The organism is Rahnella victoriana (genome assembly GCF_004330295.1).
Taxonomy (GTDB): domain Bacteria; phylum Pseudomonadota; class Gammaproteobacteria; order Enterobacterales; family Enterobacteriaceae; genus Rahnella; species Rahnella victoriana.
In genome coordinates this window covers 250,774-267,902 of sequence record NZ_SJOJ01000002.1, presented here as the reverse complement: position 1 = coordinate 267,902, position 17,129 = coordinate 250,774, and the positions used below count along the sequence as shown (strand labels likewise).

At 54.5% G+C, this 17,129-nt stretch carries 14 protein-coding genes; 10 read left to right on the top strand and 4 right to left on the bottom strand.

All coding sequences use genetic code 11. From position 1 onward, the window contains the following. Nucleotides 1-155: 155 nt before the first annotated feature. Together EYY67_RS02955 and EYY67_RS02950 are read left to right on the top strand one after the other, a co-directional pair. Nucleotides 156-527 (top strand): YebF family protein, encoded by a 372-nt coding sequence (locus EYY67_RS02955; protein WP_131692793.1) that lies wholly within the window; start codon nucleotides 156-158, stop codon nucleotides 525-527. Between the two features lie 680 nt (nucleotides 528-1,207). Beyond that, nucleotides 1,208-1,474 carry a YjbD family protein gene (locus tag EYY67_RS02950; RefSeq protein WP_095922033.1) on the top strand — a complete coding sequence of 89 codons (267 nt, stop codon included), beginning with the start codon at nucleotides 1,208-1,210 and terminating at the stop codon, nucleotides 1,472-1,474. 51 nt (nucleotides 1,475-1,525) lie between these two features. On the opposite strand, the gene EYY67_RS02945 is transcribed toward EYY67_RS02950, so the two are convergent. Next, a complete protein-coding gene (locus EYY67_RS02945) occupies nucleotides 1,526-3,145 on the bottom strand; it encodes a rhodanese-like domain-containing protein (RefSeq protein ID WP_131692792.1) in 1,620 nt (539 codons plus the stop codon). After that, the gene (locus EYY67_RS02940) at nucleotides 3,138-3,743 is read right to left on the bottom strand and encodes a cysteine dioxygenase family protein (RefSeq protein WP_131692791.1); all 606 of its coding nucleotides are present in this window, start codon (nucleotides 3,741-3,743) and stop codon (nucleotides 3,138-3,140) included. Before EYY67_RS02940 ends, EYY67_RS02945 begins: the two co-directional genes overlap by 8 nt. 183 nt (nucleotides 3,744-3,926) lie before the next feature. Here EYY67_RS02940 and EYY67_RS02935 point away from each other — a divergent pair, with 183 nt between their 5' ends. From EYY67_RS02935 to EYY67_RS02910, 6 genes are all read left to right on the top strand, one after another. After that, entirely contained in the window at nucleotides 3,927-4,844 is a 918-nt protein-coding gene (locus EYY67_RS02935) for a LysR family transcriptional regulator (protein WP_131692790.1), read from the top strand. Nucleotides 4,845-4,927: 83 nt separating this feature from the next. Beyond that, nucleotides 4,928-5,326 (top strand): YgiW/YdeI family stress tolerance OB fold protein, encoded by a 399-nt coding sequence (locus EYY67_RS02930; RefSeq protein WP_131692789.1) that lies wholly within the window; start codon nucleotides 4,928-4,930, stop codon nucleotides 5,324-5,326. 751 nt (nucleotides 5,327-6,077) lie between these two features. After that, complete coding sequence (locus EYY67_RS02925) at nucleotides 6,078-7,175, top strand: LLM class flavin-dependent oxidoreductase (RefSeq protein ID WP_131692788.1); 1,098 nt, start codon at nucleotides 6,078-6,080, stop codon at nucleotides 7,173-7,175. A gap of 9 nt (nucleotides 7,176-7,184) precedes the next feature. Further along, on the top strand, nucleotides 7,185-8,123 hold the full coding sequence (locus EYY67_RS02920; RefSeq protein WP_131692787.1) for an ABC transporter substrate-binding protein: 939 nt from the start codon (nucleotides 7,185-7,187) through the stop codon (nucleotides 8,121-8,123). 148 nt (nucleotides 8,124-8,271) lie between these two features. Next, nucleotides 8,272-8,499, top strand: a complete 228-nt coding sequence (locus EYY67_RS02915; RefSeq protein WP_015697366.1) for a hypothetical protein — start codon at nucleotides 8,272-8,274, stop codon at nucleotides 8,497-8,499. A gap of 134 nt (nucleotides 8,500-8,633) precedes the next feature. Further along, nucleotides 8,634-9,488: a pirin family protein gene (locus EYY67_RS02910; RefSeq protein WP_131692786.1), complete on the top strand. Its 855-nt coding sequence runs from the start codon at nucleotides 8,634-8,636 to the stop codon at nucleotides 9,486-9,488. 54 nt (nucleotides 9,489-9,542) lie between these two features. Here the strand turns inward: EYY67_RS02910 and oxlT are convergent, their stop codons facing one another. Further along, complete coding sequence (gene oxlT, locus EYY67_RS02905) at nucleotides 9,543-10,811, bottom strand: oxalate/formate MFS antiporter (RefSeq protein ID WP_131692785.1); 1,269 nt, start codon at nucleotides 10,809-10,811, stop codon at nucleotides 9,543-9,545. A 252-nt stretch (nucleotides 10,812-11,063) separates the two neighbouring features. Then, nucleotides 11,064-12,233, bottom strand: coding sequence for a serine hydrolase (locus EYY67_RS02900; RefSeq protein ID WP_131692784.1), 1,170 nt, complete (start codon nucleotides 12,231-12,233; stop codon nucleotides 11,064-11,066). A gap of 459 nt (nucleotides 12,234-12,692) precedes the next feature. On the opposite strand from EYY67_RS02900, the gene EYY67_RS02895 reads away from it, so the two are divergent. Both EYY67_RS02895 and EYY67_RS02890 read left to right on the top strand, forming a co-directional pair. Then, nucleotides 12,693-14,999, top strand: a complete 2,307-nt coding sequence (locus EYY67_RS02895) for an FdhF/YdeP family oxidoreductase (protein WP_131692783.1) — start codon at nucleotides 12,693-12,695, stop codon at nucleotides 14,997-14,999. Nucleotides 15,000-15,148: 149 nt separating this feature from the next. Continuing rightward, on the top strand, nucleotides 15,149-17,092 hold the full coding sequence (locus tag EYY67_RS02890; protein WP_095922022.1) for an exoribonuclease II: 1,944 nt from the start codon (nucleotides 15,149-15,151) through the stop codon (nucleotides 17,090-17,092). Nucleotides 17,093-17,129: the final 37 nt, after the last annotated feature.

Here is a 17,129-nt window from a genome sequence, read left to right as displayed (position 1 = left end):
ATTGGCTTCTGTAAGCGAATGCAACAGAAAGGCTGATATTACTTAACCTCTGCTGACTAACTGGCGTAACATACGCGCTTTCGCGCCTGGGATGGATATTGATTTATTCAGGCAGATTATGATTTGACTGATAATTTTCAGGAGTAGCAAGCATTATGAGTAAAGTCGTTTTAATCGGGATCGTTTCGGTCATTTTCCTGCTGATGGTGCTGATGCTGGGATCGGTCTATGTCTATCCATGGTGGATGCAGCGTTCCACAGAAGGCGCGTGTGCTGAAATCAGCAAAAACAATGCCATTGATACCGTCACCCGTGACTACATGGAAAACCGCATCCCGAACTGGGGGAATGATAAAGACAATATGGGCACCTCCGTGCCGGTACTGAATTTCATCAGCGACGACGCCAAAGAAGACAAAGGGACATATCACATCCCGTTCAGTGCGAAAGGTCCCGATGGCACCCTGAGCTATGTCGCGCACTTTAACTGTTCGAATCACTACGTGAAGTATTCGACGGTAGAATAAATCCATACGGGCATCTTGGGGGTGGCCGCCCAGACGGGCCTTTTTTAAGGTCAAGGTCAACACCGTGGGCGTCGGCCCACACCGACTTGGGGGCGGCTTATCGCCGCCGCCCCCAAGACCCCCGGGCTCTTTCACTGCGCGCTACCGCTCAAGACTATGTTTCAGAAAGCCATGTGATAGCCGCAAAATCCCGCCGCTGCGCGGTGCCCTCCGTTCGGGTTACAACCCGCGTAAAAAGACACGCGGTTTTCCACCTCTCCTCCGGCGTGATTTTGGAACCGGCCTGCGGCTTCTACTGCGCAACCTTACTGATTTTGTCTTTAAAAAAAGCCAGAGGCGATTCAGAAATCTTGCTGAACGGAGCGGCTTCGAGACCTGTGGCTCGAAGACCGAGAGAAGGCACCGCGCAGCGGCAAGATTTCCAGCCTGTCACTGTGGTAACTGAAACATAGTATCCAGCGACAGCGCGCAGTTAAAAAAAGCGCGGAGTCCAGAGGCCCGCGCGTTACCGGGTCTCTGGTCGGTGTGGGCCGACGCCCACGGTCTTGAATTTGACCTTGAAAGGCAAGCCCGTTTGGCTGCCAAACCCAAGATTTTGATTTTAAAGTCGCCCGTTGCAGCGACTCCTGCAACCATTTCGACTACACTGGTAGCCACTTTCCTCTCAGGACGCAGTAACCATGAAAAGACTGACCCAACAAGATATGACGGAAAGCGAACAGCGTGAGTTGAAAACACTGCTGGATAAAGCCCGCAAGGCGCAGGGCCGTGAGCTGACGAATTCGGAAAATAACCGGATCAAAGATGACTACATCGACAAACTGATGGAAGAAAAAGAAAAAGTCGCTGCCAGAGCGCGTGCTGAAAAGCGCCGTAATAAAGCCGTTCCAAGTACGTCGGCAACGTATGACTGGACCGCACGTACCCATCCGCGTGGCCGCCGTTAAGCAGTAACTGATCCTCTGCGTGCCTTACGCAGAGGTCTCAGTATGAAGACATTATCCCTCCAGCAATCTGAAGCCGTGTGTCCCGTCTTTTTCCAGTTGTGCAACCAGTCCGTATTCCCAGTCCAGATAATCCTGCATCGCCTGCGGGCTGACATCTGTGCCTTCATACGGGCGACGATAGCGATCCTGTGCATTATCCAGATACGGCGAATCTCCGCGTTCCAGCAGCAGACCATTATCAATCCAGCCCACCGTGCCTTTCTCCAGCAGGTACACCGTTTTGCCGGTCAGCGCAGCGACTTCCGTGACAGCGTAACGTGCCAGTAAACCGCTGGTGCAGGTGACGACCCACCTTTCCTTTTCCGGCTGTGAGGCAATCACCTGCGGGATATTGCCTCTTGTCGTCCAGATAGCACCCGGAATGCGACGGTTGCGGAAATTCGCGCTGGTGGTCAGATCAATAACACCGGTTTTGCCGTCGCTCAGCCAGCTGAGTAACTGTTCAGGTTTAACGGATTCTACCGCCGGTGCAGGGGCAACCTGCGCTTTCCAGTCACCGGTTTGTGTAAAGTCCTCCGTGCCGGTTTCTGCGATATACACTTCCCAGTTCATTTGCGCCAGCCAGGATGCCGCCATACGGGCGCGCACCCCGTCGTTATCGGCCAGTACGACCCGCGCACCGCGAACCGTGGCGTAGTGATCGGTTTCCTGAACCAGTTGTCCACCGGGAACATGCCGCGCACCGGATAAATGCCCTGCCCGAAATTCCTCCGCGGTACGCACGTCAAAAAGATAAAGTGTGCGTGACGTATCCTGCTGCCAGTCGGCGATTTGTGACAGCGTCACGGAGCGCACACCCGCGCGGATCCCCAGCGCCTGCGCACCTTTCATGGCAATCCGGCGGGAATCCTCACTCAGCGCAGGAAACTGTTTATGTTGCAGATGCGAAAGTGCTTGTCCCGCCAGCGTCCAGCCAATCGTACCATTACGCAAGGCCGCGACAGGCTGCTTTACCCCGGCATTAATCAGCGACTGAGTGCCAATAATGCTGCGGGTGCGTCCGGCGCAATTGACGATAATCTGGGCGTTTGGGTCTGGCACCACATCCTTCAGCCGCAGTACCAGTTCGCCGCCCGGCACACTGACACCGCCGGGAATACTCATCGCCTGAAACTCATCAAAACGACGGACATCCAGCACCGCGAGGTTAGCGCCCTGCTGTTGCAAAGCCAGCACCTGCTCCGCGCTCAGTGACGGCGTGTCATAATGATGCTCAACCCATTCACCGAATGCCTTGCTAGGCGCATTCACATCAATAAAGATCTCACCGCCAGCTTCTTTCCATCCCGCCAGATCGCCCGCCAGTAAGGCAATATCCTGATAGCCCAGCGATGTCAGCAAAGCGGCGGCGCGTGTGGTTTTCCGCTGACCACGTTGCTGGTCGTAAAATTCACCGTTGTCATACAGCGTGATGGCTGTCCGGCGATTCGGTACGCGATCGAGTATTTCCAGTTCCAGCTTTGAGAGTGCCAGATTAGCCGCGAATAACGGATGGCCGGTGGCAAACGCCGCTTCTTCACGGAGGTCGATCAGTGCCACTTCCCGCCCTTCACGCAAGGCATCACGCAGCTGGGCAAAATGACGCAAAGGTAATGCCGATGAATCAGTCATGATTTTTCTCTTTTGACAGGTCCCAGAGGTTGGGAAGATAAGCACTGGAATAACCGGAAATGAACGTTTTTTCGCTCCCGTCTGGCTGATACACCGCACGGGATACCGCACCGATATTGTCGCCATAGACATGAATACTGACCGACACCCGATCCAGATACGCATTGCTGACCTGATGAATATCCAGCTGGTCGGGCGCAATTTTTTCGACATCGCCCGGTTGCAGGGTGATGGCTTTACCCTCGGGTTGCAGACTGCCGCCCGGATGGCGGCTGTAGTTCTGGCTGATTTCCGCGCCGCGCAGCATACCGATCAGCCCCCAGACACGGTGATCGTGGATCGGTGTTTTTTGCCCCGGTCCCCAGACAAAACTCACCACAGAAAAGCGGGACAGCGGATCGGCATACAGCAGGTATTGCTGATAATGCTCAGGGTGCGGCTGCGCAAATTCATCCGGCAGCCAGCTGTCGCCAGCGATCAGGGTCGCCAGCAGTTCGCTGCCCTGCCTCAGGGTTTCCGTTTGTCCGTGCGGTGCCTGCACCAGCCGGGTGAAATCTGCCAGAAATTGCCGCAGCGGCGCTAGCTGTAACCTGCTCATCACTCACCTCTTTTCTTAACTGCCGTCTGTATTCCCTTCAGGCTAGCACCGGCGAAACTCAAGCAAAATTCATTTTATGGATAAGCTAATATGCAAATCACACATAAAAATGTGCATTGGGATCCAGCGTCATGCGCATAATTGATTTATCCTGCCCTGATTCGTTACTGATACTGAGTGCCCATGAAAATTGAAGACCTGACCGCCTTTGTGGCGGTGATCCGCCTGCAATCCACCCGCCTTGCCGCTGAAGAACTGGGGCTGACTCAGCCCGCCATCACCCGCCGGGTGCAAAACTTTGAAGAATCCCTGGGCATTCCATTGCTGAACCGCCAGACCAAACCGCTGAAACCGACACTGATGGGTAACCGTGTTTATCAGCAATGTCGTCATATCCTGCGCGAGGTCGATGCGCTCAGCGATCTGGTGGCCGCTGACAGCCCGCCCTCCGGCCTGTTGCGTCTGGCCGTGCCACAAAGCCTGAGTGAAAGCAGTCTGCTGCCCGCGCTGAAAACGTTGTCTGCCCAGTTTCCTGATATCCAGCCCCGTCTTTCCAGCGGCTGGGGAGAAGAGTTGTTGCTGCGCGTACAGCAACAGGAACTGGAGGCTGCGGTGGTGTTATTCCCGGTCAGCAAGCAATTTCCGGAAGGCGTGGAAAACCAACCGCTCGGCGCGGTGGATCTGGTGGTGGTCGGCCCGAAAGAGGCACAGGCTTTACCGCAGAGACTGGAGGAGTGTTATCAGCGCGGCTGGATCCTGAATCCGCAAGGGTGTGGTTTTCGCGCTGCCCTGCAACGGGCGCTGACCGAGCAGGGTTTGCCGTTGCTGATTAATCTCGAGGCGTTCGGCACCACGCTGCAACTTTCGCTGATCGCCGAAGGCCGTGGCCTCGGGCTGATGCCCCGCGCGCTGGTGGAACATCACGCCCTGCGCCCGGATCTGGCGATTTATGCCCTGAAAGATTTTGCGCCACGCAGCCAGTTGTGGCTGATCTACCCGAATGTTCCGGCAAGCCAGATACCGGCCATTGATGCCTTTGCGGCGGCGATTGCGCAGGGTCTGGATTTACCGATACACAGCGCAAACAGTCTTCGGGAATAATCTGGAACCGCTCCGTTTGCTAGTAAAACAGTTATTTTCTGCCATGCTTTTTATTACCGGAAATAAGGCAGAGGATACTAAAAATGAAATCATGGATTATTATTTTGCTGGCCGCCTGTGCAATCAACACGCAGGTCATGGCCGATACCGGCGGCGGATTCAAAAATGACGACACACCGCCGCCGCCGCACGAACAGGACAGCGGTCAGCGTGGTATGCAGGATGCCCACACCAATAATGTTGCCAGGATCAAGAAAACTCAGTCACTCAACTGGGTGACGGTTGAAGGGTATTTAATTAAAAAAACCGGCGAGAATTCTTATATTTTCCGTGACCAGACCGGCACGATGGATGTGCATATTAAGCAATCCGCCTGGAACGGTCAGGAAATAACCCCCGCCGATATCGTCAGCCTGAGTGGTCGCACCGAGAAAAAAGGGCACGATATTGTGTTGAATGCAGAACAGTTACGGAAACAGTAAATGTTGTTTTTTTTGGGTTGCCACCCAAACGGGCCTTTTTAAGGTCAAGGTCAAGGTCGTGGGCGTCGGCCCACACCGACTTGGGGGCGGCCTGTCGCCGCCGCCCCCAAGACCCCCGGGCTCTTTCACTGCGCGCTACCGCTCAAGACTATGTTTCAGAAAGCACTGTGACAGCCGCAAAATCCCGCCGCTGCGCGGTGCCCTCCCATCGGGTTACAACCCGCGTAAAAAGACACGCGGTTTTCCACCTCTCGTCCGGCGTGATTTTGGAACCGGCCTCCGGCTTCTACTGCACAACCTCACTTTTTTTGAATATTTAAAGCCAATGGGTTTTGAATTTGAGATCGTGCGGGCGATTCAGAAATCTTGCTGAACGGAGCGGCCCGGAGACCAAAGGCTCCGGGACCGAGAGAAGGCACCGCGCAGCGGCAAGATTTCCAGCCTGTCACTGTGGTATCTGAAACATAGTGTCCAGCGATAGCGCGCAGTTAAAAAAGCGCGGAGTCCAGAGGCCCGCGCGTTACCGGGTCTCTGGTCGGTGTGGGCCGACGCCCACGGTCTTGAACTTGAACTTGAACTTGAACTTAAAAGCCGGTTTGGGTAGCAAACCCAATCCATCCCATTTATGCACATATTTTATATTAGCTTATGAGAATAATGAATTTCTCACATAGTAAGTTGCCGTTTATGGTGATAACTCCTGCCAGCGCAGACTTTCATCCGCTGGCCTCACCCCGAGGAGTGACAGCCTATGAGCGTGCAATTTATTGGTATGATCGGCCACCGTCTGGCATCTGAAATCATCCCGCCGTCCGGCCCGATTTTCGATAAAAAATACATCTCTGATTTTGCCAAAGCCCATGAAGATGCCGGTTTTGACCGTATTCTGGTGGCGTATGCCTCCGACCAGCCTGATGCCTTTCTGGTGACCGCCCATGCCGGTGCCAGCACTTCCCGTATTCATTTCCTGCTCGCGCACCGTCCGGGGTTTGTCGCGCCGACACTGGCCGCCCGTAAACTGGCAACACTCGATCATCTGCTCGATGGCCGCGTGGCGGTACATATCATCAGCGGTGGCAGCGATGCGGAACAGCGCCGTGACGGGGATTATGTGGCGAAATCTGGCCGTTATCAGCGTACCGATGAATACATCGATGTGCTGAAACAGAGCTGGTATTCAGAAACCGGCTTTGATCATCAGGGCGAGTTTTATCAGGCTGAAAACGCCTTCTCCGCCATTAAGCCTTATCAGAAAAAACTTCCGGTGTTTTTTGGCGGGTCATCTGAGGATGCCATTCGCGTAGCCGGTAAACAGGCCGACGTGTTTGCGCTGTGGGGTGAACCGCTGGCCAGTGCGGCTGAAACCGTCGCAGCCGTGAAAGCCTCTGCGGCAGAACATCAGCGTGACATCAGCTTCAGTATTTCCTTCCGCCCTATCCTGGGGAAAACCGAAGAAGAAGCCTGGGCGAAAGCAGATCAGATCCTGGAGAAAGCCCGGGCGCAGCAGGCGGAAAAAGGTCAGGCGCTGGCACCGAAACCGCAAAGTGTCGGTGCGCAGCGGTTGCTGAATGCCGTCGCGCAGGGTGATCGTCTGGACGATTGCCTGTGGACTGGGATTGCCGGACTGATTGGGGGCGGTTCCAACTCCACCGCGCTGGTCGGCACGCCGGAACAGGTCTCGGATGCGCTGCTGAAATATTACGATCTTGGCATCACCACCTTCCTGATCCGTGGCTTTGATCCGCTCAATGACGCCGTGGAATACGGTAAAAGCCTGATCCCCCTGACAAAGCAGAAAATCGCCGCGCGGGAAGCCCAAAAAGACACTGCTGCAACGGCACTGAGTTAAGGAAACCCGATGCGACTGAATGTGAGAAATCTTCTGCTGCTGGTCACACTGACCGGTGCGGTGTCCGCCACACAAGCGGAACAAGTTACCCTGCGGGTCGCCGATCAGAAAGGCAACATGCGGGCACAGCTGGAAGCGGCAAATAAACTTGATAACCTGCCCTACAAAATTGAATGGTCAGAATTCCCGGCGGCGGCACCCTTAGCCGAAGCCCTGAACGCGCAGGCCGTGGATGTCGGTATTATTGGCGATGCGCCCTTGTTATTTGCAGAAGCCGCCGGTGCGCAGGTAAAAGCCATCGCGGTCGATAAGTCAGATGCCTACGGCACGGCGCTGCTGGTGAAACCCGACAGCCCGATAAAAAGCGCAGCGGATCTGAAAGGCAAAAGTATCGCCACCAACCGGGGATCAATCGGACATTTCGTCGCCCTGAAAGCACTGGCTTCCGCCGGGCTGAGCGCCAAAGACGTCACCTTCCGTTTCCTGCCGCCAAGCGATGCGAAACTGGCGCTGACGCAGGGTTCCGTGGATGTCTGGGCAACCTGGGAACCTTATACCGCGTTTGCTGAAACGCAGGATCATCTGCGGGTTGTGGTGAATGGCCGTGGATTGTGGTCGGGTAACAGTTTCCTCGCCGCGACAGATACTGCGCTGAAAGATCCGGCAAAGCGTCAGGCCATTGTGGACTATCTGCAACGCCTGAGTGATTCACAAATCTGGGCATATAAAAATCTGGATGCTTACAGCGAGAAACTGGCGAAAATTATCGGCTTCCCGCTGGATGCCGCGAAACTGGGGTTCGAACGTCGTCAATCATACTGGCAGGCGATCGATGCCGCGACCGAAACACAGCAACAACAGACGGCTGATTTCTATCATGCGCAGGGATTATTACCCGTCGCGCTGAATGTCAAAGGTACCTTTGACCATTCGTTCTTGTTGAAATAATCCGCGGATGCGGGAGCTCTGGTTTATCGCCGGAGCTCTTGTTTTAAAACACGTTCCGTAAACTGTGAACTGTCACCCTGTTAGAAAATGCCAGACGTGGTTAATAGAAGACGTCGCCCGAAATCAGGCTTAGCTAACAGGATACAGCATGGAAAATTACGCCAACAAAAGCGGTGATTCACAGGTTGTCAGCTTCCAGATTGATGCCAACTCGATCAAAGTCCGTTTCAAAAACAATCACGTTTATCTCTACGACATCCGCCATCCTGGCCCGGAACATCTCGAAAAAATGAAGGAACTCGCCCGCGCCGGATGGGGGTTAAATACCTACATTGAAAGCGAAGTGAAAACGGATTTTTCTTCCAAAGTATTCTGACCGGTCGGGGCGACAGTGAGCCGGTCGCCCCGCTGCTTCTGCCTGACTTACAGCTTGTTAACATTCCTCTGTGACAACCTCTGCAAACCCCGCTAGTCTTCGTAAAAAGCCCAAAGTTTTCCCGGAGCATCACCATGACCCGTAAAATTGTTCAGCAATACAAAGCCTATCGCGATGATATTCGTGATTTGCAAACCCGCCGTCCAGTGCCCGGACCGCAGCTGGAACAACTGGATCCATTCCTGTTTCTCAATCATCACGGCCCGCAGGTTTACGCGCCGGATAATCTCGGCCTGCCTTTTGGCCCGCACCCGCACCGCGGTTTTGAAACCGTGACCTTTATCCTGCGGGGGGAACTGGCGCACAGCGATACCGGCGGCCATGAGAGCGTGATCGGGCCGGGCGGCGTACAGTGGATGACTGCCGGTTCCGGTCTGATCCATTCTGAGCTGTCGCCGGAATCGTTCAAACAGACCGGTGGCGAACTGGAAATCCTGCAATTGTGGGTGAATCTGCCTTCCCGCCTGAAAATGACGGCACCGGGTTATGTCGGGTTGCAGGAGCATGACATACCGCAGATCCCGCTCAGCAAAGGTCACGGCGTGATTAACCTGATTTCCGGCACCGTGGCGGGCGTCACAGGGCCTGTGGAATCACTGACCGGCGTCACCATGATGACGGTACAGATGTCCGCAGGCAGCGAAGTCACCTTACCGGCACCGGCTGCGCGACAGGTATTCCTCTACACCGTGAAAGGACGTCTGATCATTGATGGCACCGGGGCACAGGCCTGGCATCTGATTGAACTGGATAACAGCGAAGATCGCGTGACCATCACGGCAAAGGATGACGCGACGTTCCTGTTCGGTCACGGCGATAAAATCAATGAACCTGTGGTCTCTCACGGCCCGTTTGTGATGAACACCACCCAGGAAATCAATCAGGCGATCCTCGACTATCAGGCCGTGAAGTTTGATGTGACGTTGTGATAGTTAGAGTACGCATGGGATAACAAAGGCGCCGAATGGGCGCCTTCTGTGTTTTTACTGTGGCTCAGTTGCCGAAGCCTGCATAAATCGGGCACGCCAGGGTTTCAGTACCCACAGCGCCAGAATAGCGGTGACAAAATCTAAGGTAATGGCGCAGGTAAACACGATGTTCCAGCCGCCGGTATGCTGGTAAATCAACGCCGCCAGCGGGCCGCCAAAAATAGATCCGATACCCTGAGACATATACAACCAGCCATAGTTAGCCGTGGCATTCTGGCTGCCAAACGTGTCGGTCAGCGTTGACGGAAACAACGAGAAAATTTCGCCCCAGCCAAAAAACACCACGCCCGAGAGCAGCACAAATAACACTGCATTATCGCGGCACATCAGCCACAAAATCATCGCGCAACCTTCAAGTGCAAAGGCGATAAACATTGTCTGCTCGCGACCAAATTTATCTGAGATAAAACCGAACAGCGGACGCGTCAGCCCGTTGGTAAAACGGTCAATGGTCAGCGCCAGCGGCAAGGCCGCCATACCAAACACCACGGCGTCAGTGATACCAAAGTCATGGGCAAACACCGCCATTTGCGACGTGACCATCAGCCCCGACGTAGACATCATTGCCATCATGAAAAACATCAGCCAGAAAAGCGGTTGTCGGAGCATTTGTTTGGGGCGGTATTGTTTGCCTTCCGTGACCACAACCGGCACATCCTGCCGGTCACTGGCAGACGGTGGCATCCGTAATCCCTGACTTGCCAAAAAACCAATCAAAGCGAAGATGATGCCAAACAGGGTCAGCGTACTTTCCAGTCCCCGGCTGGTCAGAGAGACCGATACGGGGAAAGTGGTCAGTATCGCCCCCATTCCGTAGCCTGCCGCGACCATACCTGCCGCGAAGCCTCGTTTATGCGGGAACCAGCGCACCATCAGCCCGACGACACCGACATAGACGATGCCGGTACCCAAACCGCCGATGCAGCCATACACCAGATACAGACCGGTAATGCTGCTAACTTGTGACGTCAGCACCCAGCTGAAGCCGGATAACAACGTGCCGATGGAGATCAGTTTACGCGGACCGAAACGTTCAATCAGGCTGCCCTGAAAAGGAGAAAAGAAAGTTTGCAGGATAATCAGTAACGAAAAAGTGACCTGTAATTCTGCCAGCGGTACACCCAGTTTAAGCGCCAGCGGCTTAGTCAGCAGCGTCCAGACGTATTGCGGACTGGAAATGGCTGCCATGCAAATCAGCCCCAAAATTAACTGCCGCCACCGGGTTCCGGCCGCCACTGTCATGGGCATAGGTAATGTCGTCATTCGTCATCTCCCTTATTTCCTGTCGAAGCCAGCGAAAATGGTCAGATTGCTAGCAAGAAATAAGGATTGAGCAACAACTGTGCCACATTGATTTAACTCGGTTTTCAATGAATGAAATCGGCGTCTGTGGCGGGCTGTGACAAAAAACGCCGTCACCTCCGGGGAGCAGAATGTCCAGCGATGGTGCATTAGGCACAAAAAAAGAGCCTGCTTTGCGGGCAGGCTCGGTATCTTTTTCAGAATGACGCAGGATCAGATTTTCAGTTTCACATAATCAATGGCACGGCTGATGATCCCGCCCTGCGCCACATCTTCCAGCGCCACCAGCGGCACGGTTTTGATCACTTTGCCGTTATCCACGATGTTGATATTACCCAGCTCCTGACCTTTCTTCAGCGGGGCATCGATTTGCGGATTAGTCAGCACGTACTGGGCTTTCAGCTTATCGGCATCGGCTTGCGGGACACTGATGAACACATCGCTCATGGAACCGACTTTCACCTGCGGAGCGGCACCAAACCACACGTGCTCATCCGAAACGGTCTGACCCGCTTTGAAAATCTGTTTGCTGGTGTATTCGCGGAATCCCCAGGTCAGCAGTTTACGCGCCTGTTCTTCACGGCCTTTTGAGCTTTTACCGCCCATCACCACCGCAATCAGACGACGATCGCCCTGCGTTGCCGACGCAATGATGTTGAAACCGGCGCTTTCGGTATGACCGGTTTTCAGGCCATCCACCTGCAGGTTTTTATCCCACAGCAGGCCGTTACGGTTTTGCTGAGTGATGTTGTCATAGGTCAGCGATTTCTCGGCATACATATGATATTCCTCAGGTTCACCGCCGATAATGGCGCGAGACAGCTTCGCCAGATCGTAAGAAGTGGTGTATTGTCCCGGCGCATCCAGACCGTGTACGGTTTCGAAATGGGTATTGGTCAGGCCCATGCTCACTACGTACTGATTCATCATTCCGACGAATGAATCCTGGCTGCCCGCCACGTAATCGGCCATCGCCACACAGGCGTCATTACCGGAAGTAATGATGATGCCGCGGATCAGGTCACGCACCGAAACACGGTCACCCGGTTTGAGGAACATCAGGGAAGAACCGGCCAGACTTTTATTGCCCGCAACCCAGGCTTCCTGCGGCACTGTCACCACGTCATCCATGGTGATTTTTTTGTGATCCAATGCGCGGTCAATGACATAACCTGTCATCAGTTTGGTCAGGCTGGCGGGATTACGGCGTTCGTCCGGGCTGCCTGCGGCCAGCACATCTCCGCTGGCATAATCCATCAGCACGAAAGAAGCGGCATCAATGCTCGGCGGCACAACAGGGAAATCCAGTGGCGCGATAGCTTTCGCACTGCCTGCGGAGAACATCAACACACAAGATAAGACACTCATTACACTACGTTTCACTGAATCTTCCTTAAACACGCAATATGAACGGCGCATTGATAGCTCCGGCCATATATAAAAAAACTATGGGATAAAAATCTGCGGCATAGGGTGCACTAAAACCCCTTGCAGAAAAACCCTTAGTCTTTTGCTAACCATTTCATAATGAAACGGTTCTGTTACAAGTTGTGTTAAATTCAGCCTGAAACGGTCTTTCCGCCCGCCATCAGGTTTTATTATCACAACCCGCTGTTTTGCCAGCGGATGAAAATCCCTGAACAGCCCCTTTGCGGACAAGGAATTTGCGTTATTCCCCGATATTTTTCTGCGATAGATAATACTTATCGCACCATCATGGCATTCGATTAGACGTTCGCGTATCTCCCTCCTAAACTTGTGACATAAAATTAACAATCGGATTAACATTTCACCGTGCCGGTTGTTTACAGACAAGACAAAAACCACCTGCGAAGCATAACTATGAAATTCAAAACTGAGATCAAACCCTACCACGGCGCGGCCGGTGGCTGGGGTGCATTGGAATCAACCACCCGTTTCGTCTTCGACAGTAAGAAAGTCCTTTCAAACTTACGTAACCTGATGCGTGTTAACAAAGGTCGCGGTTTCGACTGCCCGGGCTGTGCCTGGGGTGACGACAATCACAGTACCTTTAGTTTCTGCGAAAACGGTGCCAAAGCCGTCAGCTGGGAAGCCACCCGCAAAGCTGTCGAACCGGAATTCTTCGCCCGGCACAGCGTCAGCAAACTGCGCGCCCAGAGCGATTACTTCCTGGAATATCAGGGTCGTCTGACTCACCCGATGCGATACAACCGCACCACCGACCATTACGAACCTGTCAGCTGGGACGAGGCGTTCTCGCTGATCGCCAGCCATCTGAAAGGACTGGAAAGCCCGGATCAGGCGGATTTCTACACCTCCGGCCGCGCCAGTAACGAAGCCTCTTATCTGTATCAGGTATTTGGCCGTATGTTCGGGACCAATAACTTCCCTGACTGTTCTAACATGTGTCACGAAGCGAGCGGCGTGGGCCTGAAGCAAAGTATCGGTGTCGGTAAAGGCACCATCCGTCTGGATGACTTTGAGAAAGCCGATGCCATATTTGTCTTCGGCCAGAATCCGGGTACCAACCATCCGCGTATGCTGCACAGCCTGCGTCATGCCTCCGACCGTGGCGCAAAAGTGGTCAGCTTCAATACCCTGCGTGAACGTGGTCTGGAACGTTTTGCCGATCCGCAAAAACCGCTGGAAGTGGTGACACCGAAAGCAGGTCGCATCAGCGCCGCCTATTACCAGCCAAACCTTGGCGGTGACATGGCGGCCGTGCGCGGTATCGTGAAAGCCTTATTACAGACGCACCGCGAACGTATCGCATCCGGTCAGCCTTCCCTGTTTGATGACGAATTCATTGCGGCAAACTGTGCCGGTGTTGATGAGTATCTGGCCGTGGTCGATGCCACCAGCTGGGAAAAAATCACTGAACAGTCCGGTCTGAGCGAACAGGATTTGCGTGAAGCGGCGTCTATTTATATGAATGCTGAACGCGTGATTTGTACCTGGGCAATGGGCGTGACGCAGCATAAACACTCCGTGCCGACGGTGCGTGAAATCACCAACCTGCAACTGTTGTTTGGTCAGCTGGGTAAACCGGGCGCGGGTTTATGTCCGGTTCGTGGTCACAGTAACGTGCAGGGCAACCGCACCATGGGTATCGACGAAAAAGCGCCGACCGCCCTGCTGGATGCGATGGAAAGCCACTTCAAATTCACTCCGCCACGCGTGCCGGGTCATAACACCGTTGAAGCGCTGGAAGCCATGCTGCGCAAAGAAGCCAAAGTGCTGATCTGCCTCGGCGGGAATCTGGCCGCCGCCGCACCGGATACCCCGCGTACCGAGCAGGCGCTGAGCAATCTGGATCTGTCCGTGCAAATCAGCACCAAACTGAACCGTACGCACCTGACGCCGGGCGCAGAAGCGCTGATCCTGCCTACTTTGGGTCGTACCGAGCTGGATATGCAGGCGACCGGTTCGCAGTTCATCACTGTGGAAGACTCTTTCAGCATGGTGCACGCGTCCGAAGGTGTCGGCATTCCGTTATCCAAAGAACAGCGTTCTGAAACCGCCATTGTCTGTGGTATCGCCAATGCCGTGCTGGGTGATAAATACCTCGACTGGATGGCGCTGGCTGACGATTACAATCTGATCCGCGATCACATTGAAGCCACGATCCCGGGCTTTAAAGACTTCAATGCGCGCTGCGATATTAAAGGCGGTTTCTATCTGGGCAATGCGGCGGCAGAACTGAAGTTCAATACCCTGAGCGGCAAGGCCAATTTCAGCGCCGCCCCGCTGCCTGAGGTGCTGATTCCGATGGGCGATCAGAATGCACCATTTACCCTGCAAACGCTGCGTTCGCATGATCAGTACAACACCACCATTTACGGCCTCGATGACCGTTATCGTGGCGTTTACGGCCAGCGCGAAGTGCTGTTCATTCATCCGCAGGATCTGGCGGATCTGGGCCTGAAAGACGGTGAACTGGTGGAAATCGAAACGCTGTGGAATGACGGAATCGAGCGTAAGGTGTCCGGTTTCAAACTGGTCAGCTACGATATCCCGCGCGGTAATCTGGCAGCCTATTATCCGGAAACCAACCCGCTGGTCCCGATGTCCAGTTTTGGTGATCAGACCCATACCCCGACCTCCAAAGCCGTTCCGGTGACCATCCGTCGCTGCGAACAAAAAACCGACCTGCAACGTATCGCCTAAACTATCCCTGCGCGACATCGCGCAAATCTCCCCTTTCGCTTCAGGGTTATGAGGCGAAAGGGGCAGATGCCGCTTGCCCGACGGGGTCAGATCGCGTAAAACTGTCTGCCGCTAATCGAGCCACATTAACCCCCAATTTTCTGGACGATATGTTTCAAGATAACCCGCTGCTCGCGCAGTTAAAACAGCAACTTCACTCTCAGACCCCACGTGTCGAAGGCATCGTAAAAGGCACTGAGAAAGGCTTTGGCTTTCTTGAAGTAGACGGCCAAAAAAGCTATTTCATTCCGCCTCCGTACATGAAAAAAGTCATGCACGGGGACCGCGTTATTGCCTCGCTGCAAACCGAAAAAGAGCGTGAAGTCGTCCAGCCGGAAACCCTGGTTGAACCTTTCCTCAGCCGCTTTGTGGGCCGCGTAACGAAGAAAGACGACCGTCTTTCCATCATCCCGGATCATCCTTTATTACGTGATGCCATTCAGTGCCGCGTTGCCCGCAATATCAATCATGAAGTGAGCGACGGCGACTGGTGTGTGGCTGAAATGCGTCGCCACCCATTGAAAGAAGGCGATCACAGCTTCCAGGCTGAAATCACCGAATGGATCACCACCGGCACCGACGATCTCGCGCCGTGGTGGGTCACGCTGGCACGTCATAATCTCGAACGTGAAGCGCCGAAATCCGATATCGCGGAACTGCGCGACGAAGGCCTGACCCGTGAAGACCTGACTGCCCTGCCATTTGTCACCATCGACAGCGGCAGCACGCAGGACATGGATGACGCGCTGTATGTCAAAGATAACGGCGACGGCACCCTGCAAATGACCATCGCTATTGCTGACCCGACGGCTTACGTCAGCGAAGGCAGCGAGCTGGACAACATCGCGAAAAAACGCGCGTTCACCAACTATCTGCCGGGCTTCAACATCCCGATGCTGCCGCGTGAACTGTCCGATGATATCTGTTCCCTGTGGCCGGACGTCAGCCGTCCTGTGCTGGCGTGTTCTGTCACACTGGGCACGGATGGCCAGCTGGGCAGCGACATTCGTTTCTTCGCCGCAACCATCGAATCGAAAGCCAAACTGGCGTACGACGATGTTTCTGACTGGCTGGAAGCCGATGAGAAAAGCGAATGGCAACCGGCAAGTGATGTGATCGCCGATCAGATCCGCCTGCTGAAACGCGTCTGTGATGTGCGCAGCGCATGGCGTACCGAGCATGCGCTGGTGTTTAAAGACCGCCCGGATTACCGCTTCGTACTGGGTGAGAAAGGCAACGTGCTGGAAATCGTCGCTGAGCACCGCCGTATCGCTAACCGTATCGTTGAAGAATCGATGATTGCCGCCAACGTCTGCGCCGCTATCGCCCTGCGCGACAGCCTCGGTTTCGGCGTTTACAACGTGCACACCGGTTTTGATCCGCTGCTGGTCGAAAACGCGGTCACCGTGTTGCAGGCCAATGACGTTGAAGCCAACGCTCAGGAATTGCTGACCTTGCCAGGTTTCTGCGCCCTGCGTCGTAAACTTGATGCATTGCCGACACAGTTCCTCGACAGCCGCATCCGTCGTTTCCAGACCTTTGCAGAAATCAGCACCACGCCGGGGCCACACTTCGGTCTGGGTCTGGAAGCTTACGCCACCTGGACATCCCCGATCCGTAAATACGGCGACATGGTGAACCACCGTCTGCTGAAAGCGATGATCCTGCAACAGTCTGCCGGTAAGCCTCAGGACGACATGACCGTCCAGCTGGCAGAACGCCGCCGTGCCAACCGCATGGCCGAGCGCGATGTCGGTGACTGGCTGTATGCGCGTTATCTGGAAGACAAAGTCGGTACTGACGTGAAGTTCAGCGCGGAAATCATTGATGTCACCCGCGGCGGCCTGCGTGTGCGCCTGCAAGACATCGGTGCCGTGGCGTTCATCCCTGCGCCGTTCCTGCACAGCGTGCGCGACGAGCTGGTGTGCAGCGCCGATACCGGCACCGTGCTGATCAAAGGCGAAGTCGCCTACCGTCAGAGCGATATCATTGACGTGAATATTGCGGAAGTTCGCATGGAAAATCGCAATGTGATCGCCAAACCGGCGGTGTGAATTTCGCGTTTAGCGAAGGTAAAAAACCGGTCATTTG

Coding starts and splice junctions, on each gene's coding strand:
- EYY67_RS02920 (WP_131692787.1), top strand. CDS start 7,185: ATGCGACTGAATGTGAGAAATCTTCTGCTGCTGGTCACACTGACCGGT.
- EYY67_RS02910 (WP_131692786.1), top strand. CDS start 8,634: ATGACCCGTAAAATTGTTCAGCAATACAAAGCCTATCGCGATGATATT.
- EYY67_RS02925 (WP_131692788.1), top strand. CDS start 6,078: ATGAGCGTGCAATTTATTGGTATGATCGGCCACCGTCTGGCATCTGAA.
- EYY67_RS02895 (WP_131692783.1), top strand. CDS start 12,693: ATGAAATTCAAAACTGAGATCAAACCCTACCACGGCGCGGCCGGTGGC.
- EYY67_RS02890 (WP_095922022.1), top strand. CDS start 15,149: ATGTTTCAAGATAACCCGCTGCTCGCGCAGTTAAAACAGCAACTTCAC.
- EYY67_RS02915 (WP_015697366.1), top strand. CDS start 8,272: ATGGAAAATTACGCCAACAAAAGCGGTGATTCACAGGTTGTCAGCTTC.
- EYY67_RS02955 (WP_131692793.1), top strand. CDS start 156: ATGAGTAAAGTCGTTTTAATCGGGATCGTTTCGGTCATTTTCCTGCTG.
- EYY67_RS02945 (WP_131692792.1), bottom strand. CDS start 3,145: ATGACTGATTCATCGGCATTACCTTTGCGTCATTTTGCCCAGCTGCGT.
- oxlT (WP_131692785.1), bottom strand. CDS start 10,811: ATGACGACATTACCTATGCCCATGACAGTGGCGGCCGGAACCCGGTGG.
- EYY67_RS02935 (WP_131692790.1), top strand. CDS start 3,927: ATGAAAATTGAAGACCTGACCGCCTTTGTGGCGGTGATCCGCCTGCAA.
- EYY67_RS02940 (WP_131692791.1), bottom strand. CDS start 3,743: ATGAGCAGGTTACAGCTAGCGCCGCTGCGGCAATTTCTGGCAGATTTC.
- EYY67_RS02950 (WP_095922033.1), top strand. CDS start 1,208: ATGAAAAGACTGACCCAACAAGATATGACGGAAAGCGAACAGCGTGAG.
- EYY67_RS02930 (WP_131692789.1), top strand. CDS start 4,928: ATGAAATCATGGATTATTATTTTGCTGGCCGCCTGTGCAATCAACACG.